Raw genomic sequence first — 12,992 nt, 5'->3', positions numbered from 1 at the left:
GACAATTGCTAATCCAAATGGTATTTCAAAAATCGACACGATTGGACGCACCCGGGAAATACGTCGGACCGTCCAGCCACGGATCACATGACACCGCAGGAGGTCCGGCCCATGACCGCATCTCTGCAAGGAACATTTTGAAAGGACCGCAGATGAGCGACTCAATCTTTACCGGCTGCATTCCCGCGCTGATGACCCCCTGCACAGAGGCGCGCGAGCCCGATTACGCGGCTCTGGCCCGCAAGGGTCAGGAGCTGATCGCAGCGGGCATGTCCGCCGTGGTCTACTGTGGCTCCATGGGCGACTGGCCGCTTTTGACCGACGAGCAGCGCATGAAGGGCGTCGAAGTCCTCGTCGAGGCCGGCGTGCCCGTCATCGTCGGCACCGGCGCCGTGAACACGAAATCCGCCGTCGCCCACGCCGCCCATGCCGCAAAAGTCGGCGCCAAAGGTCTGATGGTGATCCCGCGCGTCCTGTCCCGCGGCGCGTCCGTCCCGGCCCAAAAGGCGCATTTCGCCGCCATTCTCGACGCCGCCAAAGACATCCCGGCGGTGATCTACAACAGCCCTTATTACGGCTTCGCCACCCGCGCCGATTTGTTCTTCGAGCTGAACGCCGCCTACCCGAACCTCATCGGCTTCAAGGAATTCGGCGGCGCCAAGGATCTGACCTACGCGGCCGAGACCATCACCTCGGGCAATGACGACCTGACCCTCATGGTCGGCGTCGACACTCAGGTCTGCCATGGTTTCATCAACTGCGGCGCGACGGGCGCGATCACCGGCATCGGCAACGCGCTTCCGAAAGAGGTGCTGCACCTCGTCGCGCTGAGCAAGAAAGCCGCCACCGGCGACATCGAGGCCCGCAAGAAAGCCAAAGAGCTGGAAGACGCGCTGATGGTGCTGTCGACCTTCGACGAAGGCCCGGAACTTGTCCTGTTCTACAAGCGCCTCATGGTTCTCGCGGGCGATGCGGAATATGAGCTGCATTTCAACGAAACCGATATGCTCTCGCCCGCGCAGCAAGCCCATGTCGACAGCCAATACGCGCTGTTCCGCGCCTGGTATGACGCCTGGGCCTGATCGCCTGACATCGCTCTGAAGGACAAAGGCGGGCGCTTTGAGTGGCCCGCCTTCTCCATGCCAGCGCGCACGTCATCGAGAGTGCATCGTGCCGCCCTTGTCGGTCAGGGATTGCTCTCATTGTTGCGGACGCAAATACATGCTTTAACGAGAAAACATAGTAAAAAATACGGTGCGCATGGACACAGCCACGGATCAAAGCGCCGATGACGGGCGGAAAGCGGAACGGCAGCACCTGCGTGCCGACCCCGACAACCGCAGCAAAACCGCCCGACAGGCCGCCGGTCCGGGTCTGAAGATTGCGCCTGTTTCGGACAGCACATTGTCTCACGGAGTGTCCGCGCCTGCACCGCCACCGACATCACCACATAAGCAGGCCTCGCCCTGCGGACCAAAGGACTATGAGATGAGCACCCCTGCCCCGATTTCCGTTGAAACCCTGCACACACGTGTCCAGTCGATTTTCCAGTCCTGCGGCCTCACCCCGCAAAATGCCCGTGCCGTCACCGACGTGATCGTCGCGGGCGAGCGGGACCATTGCAAATCGCACGGGATTTACCGGATCGAAGGCTGTCTGCGCGTGATCAAGGCAGGCATGGTCAAACCCGATGCCATCCCGGAGCTCCATGACAGCGGCAAGGCCGTGATCGAGGTGGATGCCCATGCCGGGTTTTCCAATCCAGCGTTTTTTGCCGCCAAGGACACGCTTGTGGCACGGGCGAAAGAGACCGGAATTGCCGCTCTGGTGATCCGCGATTGTCTGCATTTCTCGGCGCTGTGGCACGATGTCGAGGCGCTGGCCGAAGAAGGCCTCGCCGCATTGTCCATGTGCCCGAGCTACGCCTCGGTCGCCCCCACCGGCGGCACCGAGCCTTTGCTGGGCACCAACCCCTTTGCCTTCGGCTGGCCGCGCCCGGGCCCCCACCCTTATGTCTTCGACTTCGCCACTTCGGTGGCAGCAAGAGGCGAGATCGAGCTGCACCGCCGCGCAGGCACGCCAATCCCCGAAGGCTGGGCCATCGACCGCGACGGCAAGCCCACGACGGACCCGGATGCCGCGCTTGCCGGGGCGATGTTGCCCTTTGGTGGGCACAAGGGCTCGGCGATTTCCACCATGGTCGAATTGCTCGCCGGTGCGCTTCTGGGCGAGTTCATGAGCAAGGAGGCGCTTGAGTTCTCCGGCGGCACGCATCTGTTGCCCCGCCATGGCGCGCTGATCCTGGCACTCGATCCGGCGACCTTCTCCGCGCGCAGCGGCCGCGATCCGCTGGCCGAGGGCGAACGGCTTTTGACCGCGATTGCCGGACAGGGCGCGCGGCTTCCGTCGCAACGGCGGTTCAAGGCACGCGTCTCCTCCTTGCGGGACGGTATTTTCCTGAGCGAGGCGGAACTGGCACAGCTCGACCGGTTCGAGGCCGAGGGGCTTGCCGCGCTCTAAGCCCGGCTACATCCGATGGAAAGGCGCGGGACACGATCCCCTCCCGCTGTCTCCCCCAACCTTTGCTGTTGCCCGCGGAAATGTTCCACAGGCCGGAAAGAAATCTTTGCGGTTCGACATGGTGCGGAGCGTCGAACCGCAGCTCCGGCACACCGAAGACCTCAATCGGCGCCGCCCGAATGCCCCCGATATTTCCGTTTGCAAATCCGGGCACGACAGAAGACTTTATCGCCCAAACGAGGTGCCGCCCGATACGGCGAGACCCTTCCTGTTCAGACGACGAATTGAGGCGCGGTATGGCCCTTTCAAAAACGGTTGAGCCTTGGCAAATCGCACAAGCGCTTTTGCACCCTGAAGAAAACGAGACCGTGACGCACCGGATTCTGGCGGAAGCCCCGCCGCTTCTGACCGGCCTGCAAGCGCCTGAGGAGCGTCAGCCCATAGAAGATGTGCTGGATGCGCTTTTCTCTTCGCCCGCAGATCCCGACCAGACCTGGCATGTCTATGCGCTTTTGGATGCGGCGCGCTCACAGGGGCTGCCCGCCCGACTGGACAGCAGTGATCTTGCACATAGCTGTCTCTACGATCTGAAGGATGCGCCCCAGCTTGCCGATGGCGCGCCATGGCTTGTCGAACTGACGCGCGAGGCCGCGTTTACAGGCGCTTGTTTTGCACATGACCCCGAAAGGGACGACCCCCGCAAAATGCTCGGTGCCGGGATCTTCCTTGCCTCTGCGCTGCCGCCCGACGCGATGAAACGTCATCTCAAACATTACACCAAACTGTCGGACGAAGCTGGGATCGCACAGTATTTTCGTCTGCAGGAGCCGGGAATGCTTGATGCGCTTCTATGTGTCAGCGATCCCGCCGCAGTGACGAAATTCTTTCAGGCCGGGATGCAGCTTGTCTATCCCCGCCCGGCGCTCGAACCGGGCCTGTGGGAGTTCGTCGCTCTGACAGCCGGTCGATCAGGAACCGAGGGGGCGGCCATACCCCGCCTTGATCGCCCGGCGCGGATCGCATTGGCGCTTTTCGTCAATGACACCCGTGCCCGAAACCTTGCAGCCGAAGCCATTTCAGCCCCCGATGCGCGCCCCTTTGCCCATTATGTCTTTGCCAGAATGATGCAGGCCGGTTTCGATCATGCCCCGCGTCTTTTGGAGACGCACCGGCTTCTTTGCGCCCTCCCTGAAGAGGCCCGCACTGCCTTTTGGGCCGATGCGGAAAGCGGTGTTTTTTCTCCGCGCCCCTTGCTGTTACGTTATGCGAATAGATATGGTTGCCTTGAGCTTCTCGATGGAGAGAATGTATGAGTATTTGTGTTGAATGCGGTGAATTCGAACTTTTTTATGTGCTGGCTTGCGGCGACTCGGCTGTCGGTGAAAGCAACGTTCTCCTTTACGCAGGTGAGGAGCTGACAGCGCTCAATCAGGAAATCCGCGATATGGATGCCGCCTTTGGCGCCCTGGATCGGGCCAAGGTCGAGGGCGATCCCGAAGCCGTCATCGAAGCGCAGGAGCATCTCGCCGATATGCTCAAAGGATATGTCAGACCCACCGAACGCCTGCCGGACAAACATCTGGTGCAGGCCTATTCCATCCGGGGCAAAAAATGGACCCGGATTCGGTCCGACAAGATGCGCAATCATTGGCGCAGCTACAAAATCGACACATCCCTCCTGCAAGCCCAAACCGGGGCTGCGGGCACGTCGGAGCTTGATCGCGGCAAGCTGCGTCAGGCCTTCACCTCGGTGCGCGACAAGATCAAATCCGATCTTTCGGACGGGATCGCCTACAAACAACAGATCGCAAAAGGCAAGGCCTCCGGGTCGATCACCGACGTCTGGGACGCCAATTGGCTCAAATGGGTCGATGCGGTCAACGACAGCCTGAGCTATTCCGCGAGCGGGGCGCATTTCGATCTTTCCGCTGGTGCGCAACTGATGCGTGGCTATGCCGGGTTTGGCGTGCAGCTGGGCTATGATCCGAAAAAAGGCGCTTACTCTCTGAAAGGCAATGCCGAAGCGCGCGCCATTCTGGGAGAGGCAAAAGCGACGTTCAACGGCTATTTCGTCGACAGGGATGGCTGGCACGCTCTGATTGAGCTGTCCGAACAGGATGCCTCTGAGGCGGGCACGCAGGCGCGTCTCGATTTTGGCTATTTCCGGTTCAATGCCACGGTGTCCGCAAATGCCATGTTGGGAGCTTCGGTCTATGCCACCGCAGGTCTTGAATTTAAAACCGAGCCTGCGGGGAAGGTCCTCGTCAAACCCTCCGCCGCCGACAGCAAAGGGGAAGTGGCCGCCGGACTGTTTGCCGGGCTTGAGGCGGGTGGCAGTGTCAAAGGCGCTTTCGAATGGTACAATCCGGGCCTTGTCGAAGCAGGCGGAGTGGTCGAAAGCCCCAAATGGGCAGCCTTCGTGTCCGTCGGGGCGACTGTGGCCGCAAACGCCGGGGCCGGTCTCGAAGGGGTGCTCAAGATCACCTATGCGGACCTCAAATTCATGTTCCGCTGCGAGGCCCGTGCCGTGCTCGGCGTCGGTGCCAAGGGTGGGCTTCTGGGAGAGGTGGATTTCGCGAAAATTCTGGAATTCATCAAATACATCTACTGCCAGCTCAAGGACAATGACTTTGCTTTCCTGCATTTCGTCGCCGAGGATGCATGGGAGGCGCTCGTTCAGGTCACGATTTCCCTGATCACCGAAGGCTCCATCGCGTTTGGGGCCGCGCTTGAGGCCGCGCTCGAACCGATCCGAAGCGCCAATGCCGCAGAAGATTTCGCACGTAAGGTCAAGGCCCGCCCGACCGCTCTGATCTTTGCGACACCGGAGGCCAAAGGCGCCATTCTCTACAGACTCTCCGAACGCTATCTCTTCTCCTTCGAAGAACATCAGGAAGCTGCAATTCTCACCGTCGTCGGCACGATGCAGAGCCAACGCGAATGGGCGCAGGTCGTTGAGCGTATCACTGTGACAGGCAAGAAATCCTCGGCTGCCTCTGGCTATGCCCGTCTGCGCGCTGTGCTCGATGGTGGCTCTGCACGCAAATTCGAAACGCTGGTGCGCGCCATCAATTCTTTGCCGACCAACACCATGCTTGCCGGTGAACCTGTCCACGTGAGGAATGTCGCATGACACGCAAGTCTCTCACTCTGCTCATCGCCGGGGCCACGGTGCTGGTCGCCGCCGGTGGCCTGACGTTCAAAACGATCGACGAGAAACGTGCGCGTGCGAATTTGATCGACAGCACCCGCGCCACGATGGTTTTCGTCGAAGGCGGCACATTCACAATGGGCAATTACCGCGCCCCTTTGCAGAGGCAGGATGGCACCGTGATCGAGACCTATGTGGCGGATCACAGCACATCGGAAACGCGTCAGGTGACAGTCGACAGCTTTTACATCGCGCCGCGTCAGGTCACCCAATCGGAAGCCGCGCTTTTTGACCGGGCGCAGGGCAGGGCGCGCGATGTCGCGGCGGGAATGGAAAATAGACCTGCCGCGTTCAGCCATCAGGAGGCAACAGCGTATTGTGCCTGGCTCGGAGACGCGGCGGGCCTACCAATGCGTCTGCCAACAGAGGCAGAATGGGAATATATGGCGCGTAGCCGGGGGCAGACGCCTTTCTGGCCCACAGATAACGGCAGTTTCGAATATGGGCGCAACGTGTTCGATCTAAGCACGCTGCCCCGGATGAGTCAGGATCGCCCCGATGTGGCGAGTTTCCCGCCCAACCCCTTGGGGATTTATGATCTGTCTGGCGGCCTCTACGACTGGGTCAGCGACCGCGCAGCTACGGACCCGGAAGAGGCAATCATCTTCAAAGGCGGCAGCGACTACTCATCTGCCCTTTACGAAACCATTCCAACACGCGGCATGTCCGATAGCACCGGCAGGGCATACGAAGCTACGCTGAAGGCCATGTTGACGGGCGCGTATGAGTCGGCAGAGATGGAGGAGATGGGACAGCTTTACGGGCTCCCTCCCACTCATGTCGGCGCGCGATGTGTTGTCGAACTGGATCAGAGGCCCTCCGAGACCGGGTTTGGAACTGTGCCCGGGCCGATCCTGCTCAGTCCGCCCTATCGCGCGACGTCCCCCGAGGGGTGGGGCACCGACTAAGCGATTGTTCTGGAGGGACTTCAGTGTGAGTCCAGGATTTTTCCTTGAGAGCGGGAAAGAGCACTTCGAGAGACCGGCGATCAGGCGCAGGATATCATCCATGCCGCCAAAGGGCGGATTGCGACGATTGATAAAGAAATCGCCACGCTGCTGGACCGCATCATGGCGGCGAGCAATCACATCGTGTTTCAGAGCTATGAAACCAAGATCGAAGAACTGGAACAGCAAAAGGCTTTGGTGGCTGAAACGCTGCATTCTCAGCCGCAAAAACCGGACAGCTTCGAAGACAAGCTAGAACCAGTCCTGACCTTCTTCGCAAACCCTTGGAAACTCTGGGAAACGGGTCATACCACGCGCGCAGACTGGTGGCGAAATTGGCCTTTGCAGAGCGCGTTGTCTATGATCGAAAACTGGGTGCCAGAACCCCGGAAATAGCCTTACAATTTAAGGCTTTTGGGGGTGTTTATAACCTTCAAAAGAAGAGTGGTGCGGTCGAGAAGACTCGAACTTCCACGGGAGTTACCCCACAGCGACCTCAACGCTGCGCGTCTACCAATTCCGCCACGACCGCACTGTCTAGGCTTGGTGAGGGGCTATGTAGCGAAGCGGTTCGGGGAAGTGAAGAGGAAAATGAAGGGGGAGGCGAATTTTTTTCCGCCTCCCCCGAAAGCTGTTGTGACAGGGAGGTCTGCCCCCCTGCCCGGCCTCGTCAAAGGCTCATTCCGTAACCGAAAAACTCGGCAACGTGGTGCTGGCCGGAACCGGCGTCAGCGTGGCGGGAGCCGGAGCGCCAGACACCGCGAAGGCCGCCTTGCGCAACAGCCCGGTGCGTTCCGGCTGCCCCGGAGCAAACACCGCAGGCACACCGCTTTCAACGGCGGTCAGGCTGTCCTCATACCAGGCCTTCGCCAAATCGGGACGCTGACTGACACCGACGCCCTGGCTCAGGTGATGGCCCAGAAGCTCGCCATAGGCACGCTCGCCCAGCGCCACCAGAAGCAGCGAGGAAGCCAGCGCCACATCCATCTTGTCGGTGCGATAACCAACGGAGAGACAGATTTTCGCCGTGCCCGACATCTGTGCCGGAGACATGCCGGACGCCAACACGAAGGAGGACGTGTCCATCAGAACCTGATCGCGCGGCTTGAGCGACAGCGCCGCGATCTGTGTCGACATCGAGGGCACCAGCCCCTCGCATTGGGCGGCGATCTGCTGCGGGGTGAAGCCCTGAACCTTCGAGATCATGTCTTCGCCCTGCGAAATCGCATAGGTGCGCGCAAGGCAGAACTGTTCGTTGAGCGCCTGGTTGGGATCGGACATCGACGCTTCGGTCACGAACCCGCCGTTGGTGTTGGTCAGCAGAGAGACCTTATTGCAATGCGATGCCAGCGACACGGTCGCACCATTGCCGAGAAAATTGGGCATCGCGCTTTCCGGAGCGGCCGGAGCGGCGGCGGCAAAGCTCGGCATCGTGCCCTGCTGCGCCGTCGTGCCGGGCATGGTCTGCGGCATCACCGGGTTGACCACGACGGTGGTCGTCGGTGCGGCTGCCATGGTCGCACCGCCACTGGCCATCTCGGTGCGATACTGCTTAAGAAGACCACGCGTGCCATCCGGGTTGGCGGCAACGAGCTGGGCCGTCTGTGCCCCCCCGGCCTGCGCCCTGTTATAGGACGAAATCAGCAGTTCCTGCTCGTAGGGCGAGAGCTGGCCGGTCACCGGATAGCCGAGATAGGCCTGATAGGACGACACGGCATTGCGGGTCTTTTGCCCGAGCTGACCGTCCACCGTGCCGGCGTTGAAGCCGAAATAATTGAGGGAGGCCTGGATTTCCTTGCCCTCCTGCGTCGAGGGCAGGCGCGGCCGGTAGGACGAGGTGGTGGTGGTTTTGCGCTTCGGTTGCTGGCTGGCAGCGCCAAGCAACCCGCCGATCACGGCCCCGGCGATAAAATCGCCGCCATCGGCCTGAACTCGTGACGTGGTCCCCATCACCAGGACGGCGGCCAGAGCTGCGGAAATGACATGTTTGAATCGCATCGGATTCCCCCGTTACATATAAAAAAACTGGGAAAAGCCTATCACGCGATCGTGAGATTCGTAGGATTTTTTTCCTGCAAAGGTAAAAGACAGGTGCTTTGCATCTTCTTTGGGCGCATGCCGCAGTGCCAACGCCCTTTCCCCCGCACGCGGCAAGGGCTACATCTCGCCAGAGATCGAACGCGCGGAGGCATGATATGGTGGAATGGCGGATTTCCGAGGGGCTGACCGATTACGACTTTGCCGTGGCCGAAATGGAGGCCCGCGCCGAGGCCATCGCCAGGGGAGAGGCCGAGGAGCTGATCTGGCTGGTGGAGCACCCCCCGCTTTATACAGCGGGCACCTCCGCCAAGCGCGAGGACCTTGTCGATCCCGACCGCTTCCCGGTCTATGAGAGCAAACGCGGCGGGCAGTATACCTATCACGGGCCGGGGCAGCGTGTGGCCTATGCCATGCTCGACCTGAACACGCGTGGCAAGGATGTGCGCAAATTCGTCGCCGATATGGAGGCTTGGGTGATCGCGGCGCTGGCCGAGTTCAACGTGACGGGCGAGATCCGCGAGGGCCGCGTCGGCGTCTGGGTGGTGCGCGAGGACAAGCCGCTGACCATCACCGGCGCCAAACCTGAAGACAAGATCGCCGCCATCGGTTTGCGGGTGCGCAAATGGGTGTCGTTCCATGGCCTGTCGATCAATGTCGAGCCGGATCTCAGCCATTTCGGCGGCATCGTGCCCTGCGGCATCCGCGACCATGGCGTGACGTCGCTGGTCGATCTCGGCCTGCCGGTGACGATGGAGGACGTTGACATTGCACTCAGGCGTGCCTTTGACGAGGTGTTCGGCGACTGATCTCGACGGTCGCTCTGTGAGAAGCCCCGCGACAGGTTTGCCGAACTGCGCAAAGGCGTGTTAGGAAAGTCCATATTTCCAGAAGATTTCAGGACGGGCCTTCCTTGTTCAGGGCGATTTTCAGATATCTGACGGCAGGCGCTCTGGCGGGTGTCATCGCCCTGCTCCTGCTGACCTCCGCCCCGCCCCGTCATCTGTCCCAGCCCCATCTGCCCCAAACCGAGCCATCCCGGCACGATAAAACCTCCTTCGCCGCCTGTCGCCGCGTGCCCTCCGCCCAGTGCCTCACCGATCTCGGAGTCGCTCAGGCTATGCACCGCCGATCTTTGCCAGGATATCTGCGCGAAGTCGATATACTGGCCCAGATGGGCCGGTTCGAGGAGGCACGCGCTTTGGCAATGCGCGTGGAAAGCGGGAAGCAACGCGCGCAGGAAATCCCGCCGGAGACGATTGAGGCCTCGGTCAACCGCAGGCTCGCCCCGCATCTTTTGGCCGCCGCTCTGCGCGGTGGCGGAAATCTGCAGGCAGCAATGGCGGACACGCCCGGCGTCGACACCGGCGTCTTGTATATCGGCGCGCTCGATCTGCTCGGTCGTCACCCCTACGACACAAATACGGCCCCCGAAGAGCGCCCCGCCGACCGCACGCGAGCTGTCGTTTCCGAGATCGCCGCCACCATCGCGACGCTGGCGCAACAACCGGAAAAGCCCCGCGCGAACGCGCTGATCCATGCCGCAGAACTGCACGCCGCACTCGGCCAACGTGACCGCGCCATGGCAGTGCTCGCGGCCCTGCCCCAAAACATGGAAAATCCTCTCCTGATCATGAGCGAAGATCTGATCCGGATCATCGGCGCCCCCGAGGCCCTGAGGATGTACCGCGATGCCGGAGGGCAACGCACGTCCTTCCTGCTGGCCATTGCCGAGGCGGAAACCGACGGGACCCGCGCCACGAAGGTTCTGGAACAGGCATTTTCCGAGTTTCAGGCCCAAAAGATTTTCCCCGATTTTCGAGGCATGGAAAACACTGTGGAGCGCGCGGCGGCGCTCGGGCTGGACGCGTTGTCGCTCCGGCTCGCGCGCGCCCTCGCGGAACAGGCACAAACGGCGCCCTCCGCGCTGCCGGTCTTTCCGCACCTCACTGCCGCCCGCGCCCTTCTGAGCGCAAAGGCCCCCGAGGCAGAGGTCCGCGCCAGTCTGGCACGCGCTGAGGCGGCGATTCCCGGAAACCCGAACAAGGTCGTGGCGGTCGGCGCCATCGGCGGCGCGTATCGCTGGGGGAAATCGGGGCTCGCGTCTGAGGCCCGTCGCGACATCGCCACCATGCAAGCACGGCTGGGCGATGTTTCCGAAGCGGTTCATATCATGGAAGGGATCGACCAGCCTGTATTCGCATGGAATGACATGCTGAGCGCTGATATTCCTCTCGACGCTCTGAACGATCTTCTGGCCGCATCGGAGAATATCTTGCCCGATGACGGACAGGCCTATCTGCGTGCGCAACTTGCGCAGAGGCTGCTGAGCCGCTCAGACACTGAACTCATGCGGACCTGGGCGCGCGCAACCGCACACGACCTGCTTGAGGCGAAGCGGTTTGACGAAGCGCGCGCGGGGGTCATCTACGCCACGCTGGCGCGCCTCGGCGCCCAGTTGGGCGATCAGGACATCGAACGGCAGGCCTTGAGCCGTCTTGCAGAGGCCGCACTCGCGTCACGGGACCATGGCGATCTGATAAGGGCGGGCTTTTACTGGCATCAGACAACAGGCAAGATGCCGCAGGACTGATCCGGGAGGGATGCGCGCATAATCTGCCGAGAGCCGGACACACCACAGGTCAACTTCAGGTCGCACCCCGCATTTGAGCATGATCAAAGTACGACCATCGCGGGCTGGTATCACGATCCGAAGTCACTATGCTGAGACCGGGACACATGAATCACACGGGAGAGAGAACCGAATGACCAAGCTTTTTGCCTTCACAGCCGCCGCCCTGTTGGCAACCTCCGCCGCCGCGTTTGCCGATGGCCACGGGCATGGCCATGGCGACCCGGACAAAGGCGCCAAGGACTTCAACAAATGCAAGGCCTGCCACACGATCGTGTCGGATTCGGGTGAAACCATCGTCAAGGGCGGCAAGACCGGTCCGAACCTCTTCGGCGTCGTCGGGCGCCCCGTCGCCTCCTACCCCGACTTCAAATATGGCGACGGCATTCTTGCCGTGGGCGCGACCGGCATGGTCTGGACCCCGGAACTGATCACCGAATATGCCGTCGACCCGACCAAGTTCATCGACACCCATGGCGGTTCCGGGCGCTCCAAGATGACGTTCAAGCTGAAAGACGCCTCCGACGTCGTGGCCTATCTCGCCACCTTCTCCGACGCTCCGGAAGCAATGGAAGCTACGGAAGAGGAAAGTGGCGAAGCCATGGAAGAAATGCCCGCCGAAGAGGCCCCCGCCTCCGAATAAGCCGCATTTCGAGGTCAGATCAGGCGCCGTCCCCTTTAGGGCGGCGCTTTTTTATGACCGACGTCCCTATCCACGCATTATCATTCAAAAAAACGATCAGACTTCTCGAGTCACCCAAAACAGTCATACTGAAAATCTTTGTGTGGCCCGCCACGAAACACACCCTTTCGACTTGTTCTTTTGTATAGGTTTGCCACTATTTCTCCCAAGACCTTCCCCAAGAAAAGACAAGAGACATCATGCTTAGCTTCTTCAGCCTCCCCAGCTCATTTCCCCGCCTGACAGACCCACTGACTGAAAGCCTCGTGGCGGCCTTGCAACAGGCCACACTCGCAACGGAACCGGTTGCGCCCGCCACAGAAACCGCCGCGGCGGACATTCTTGACGAACCGATGCCCCTCGCCGACGAACGTATAGAGCCGACGATAGAACCTTTGACGGAAAACCCGCTCGAAGACCCCTTCGCACTGCTCTACGAGGAGGAGGTGCCCGTGACACTGAGTGCCATGAACGATCCGGCTGTGAGCGCACCCGCAGGCGGCGCGAACGGGTGGCTGGTCGGGACCGGCACTGCGGGCAGCCTGCTCAACAGCACCCTGTTGATCGCCGGTGCGGATTACATCACCAATCTCACTCTCAAGGATCTGGTCGGCTACGACCTGACCGAGGAGGATATTGAAGCATTCACGCAGGAAGCCGAGGAATTCGCCGAAGGACTTCAGCAGGATTACGACAGCTTCCAATGGCCAGATGGCAACGATGTGCTCGAGAGCATCGAGATTCCCTTGGTCAGCGATTTGCTCGGCGGCGATCTGTTGGGCGGTCTTCTGGGAGGCGTCGTCGGCGGGGTTCTCGACACCGTCACGGATATTCTGATCTGAACCGTCCCGATCAAGCCTCAGGCGCCCCCGACAGAAACGTGGGCGCCCCCGCGCATCCAGAAATGCGCATATTTTACAGCCGCATATGTCTCAGCAGATATTTTCTCTGTCACATTGCGCA

At 61.1% G+C, this 12,992-nt stretch carries 11 protein-coding genes and 1 tRNA gene; 10 read left to right on the top strand and 2 right to left on the bottom strand.

Annotated features, from left to right (window positions below; all coding sequences use genetic code 11):
* Positions 1–152: 152 nt before the first annotated feature.
* From CEW89_RS00385 to CEW89_RS00360, 6 genes are all read left to right on the top strand, one after another.
* On the top strand, positions 153–1,082 hold the full coding sequence (locus CEW89_RS00385; protein WP_066705408.1) for a dihydrodipicolinate synthase family protein: 930 nt from the start codon (positions 153–155) through the stop codon (positions 1,080–1,082).
* Between the two features lie 406 nt (positions 1,083–1,488).
* Positions 1,489–2,520, top strand: coding sequence for an Ldh family oxidoreductase (locus CEW89_RS00380; protein WP_096804487.1), 1,032 nt, complete (start codon positions 1,489–1,491; stop codon positions 2,518–2,520).
* A 296-nt stretch (positions 2,521–2,816) separates the two neighbouring features.
* Positions 2,817–3,833 carry a DUF4123 domain-containing protein gene (locus tag CEW89_RS00375; RefSeq protein ID WP_157779718.1) on the top strand — a complete coding sequence of 339 codons (1,017 nt, stop codon included), beginning with the start codon at positions 2,817–2,819 and terminating at the stop codon, positions 3,831–3,833.
* Complete coding sequence (locus CEW89_RS00370) at positions 3,830–5,653, top strand: hypothetical protein (RefSeq protein ID WP_096804485.1); 1,824 nt, start codon at positions 3,830–3,832, stop codon at positions 5,651–5,653. The genes CEW89_RS00375 and CEW89_RS00370 overlap by 4 nt, the downstream gene beginning before the upstream one ends.
* The gene (locus tag CEW89_RS00365; RefSeq protein WP_096804484.1) at positions 5,650–6,639 is read left to right on the top strand and encodes a formylglycine-generating enzyme family protein; all 990 of its coding nucleotides are present in this window, start codon (positions 5,650–5,652) and stop codon (positions 6,637–6,639) included. Before CEW89_RS00370 ends, CEW89_RS00365 begins: the two co-directional genes overlap by 4 nt.
* A 162-nt stretch (positions 6,640–6,801) precedes the next feature.
* A complete protein-coding gene (locus CEW89_RS00360; RefSeq protein ID WP_096804483.1) occupies positions 6,802–7,074 on the top strand; it encodes a hypothetical protein in 273 nt (90 codons plus the stop codon).
* A 49-nt stretch (positions 7,075–7,123) separates the two neighbouring features.
* On the opposite strand, the gene CEW89_RS00355 is transcribed toward CEW89_RS00360, so the two are convergent.
* Together CEW89_RS00355 and CEW89_RS00350 are read right to left on the bottom strand one after the other, a co-directional pair.
* Positions 7,124–7,210, bottom strand: a tRNA-Leu gene (locus tag CEW89_RS00355).
* A 146-nt stretch (positions 7,211–7,356) separates the two neighbouring features.
* Complete coding sequence (locus CEW89_RS00350) at positions 7,357–8,676, bottom strand: peptidoglycan-binding domain-containing protein (RefSeq protein WP_244906122.1); 1,320 nt, start codon at positions 8,674–8,676, stop codon at positions 7,357–7,359.
* A 125-nt stretch (positions 8,677–8,801) separates the two neighbouring features.
* On the opposite strand from CEW89_RS00350, the gene lipB reads away from it, so the two are divergent.
* The 4 genes from lipB to CEW89_RS00330 all read left to right on the top strand — a co-directional run bounded on the left by lipB (position 8,802) and on the right by CEW89_RS00330 (position 12,871).
* The gene (gene lipB / locus CEW89_RS00345; protein WP_274377274.1) at positions 8,802–9,524 is read left to right on the top strand and encodes a lipoyl(octanoyl) transferase LipB; all 723 of its coding nucleotides are present in this window, start codon (positions 8,802–8,804) and stop codon (positions 9,522–9,524) included.
* A 104-nt stretch (positions 9,525–9,628) separates the two neighbouring features.
* Entirely contained in the window at positions 9,629–11,308 is a 1,680-nt protein-coding gene (locus CEW89_RS00340) for a hypothetical protein (protein WP_096804482.1), read from the top strand.
* A gap of 172 nt (positions 11,309–11,480) precedes the next feature.
* On the top strand, positions 11,481–11,990 hold the full coding sequence (locus CEW89_RS00335; protein ID WP_244906121.1) for a c-type cytochrome: 510 nt from the start codon (positions 11,481–11,483) through the stop codon (positions 11,988–11,990).
* A gap of 239 nt (positions 11,991–12,229) precedes the next feature.
* Entirely contained in the window at positions 12,230–12,871 is a 642-nt protein-coding gene (locus CEW89_RS00330) for a hypothetical protein (RefSeq protein WP_096804481.1), read from the top strand.
* Positions 12,872–12,992: the final 121 nt, after the last annotated feature.

The organism is Celeribacter ethanolicus (genome assembly GCF_002407265.1).
In the GTDB taxonomy this organism is placed as follows: domain Bacteria; phylum Pseudomonadota; class Alphaproteobacteria; order Rhodobacterales; family Rhodobacteraceae; genus Celeribacter; species Celeribacter ethanolicus.
The sequence above is the reverse complement of the archived record's forward strand: the minus strand, read 5'-3'. Positions and strand labels throughout refer to the sequence as shown.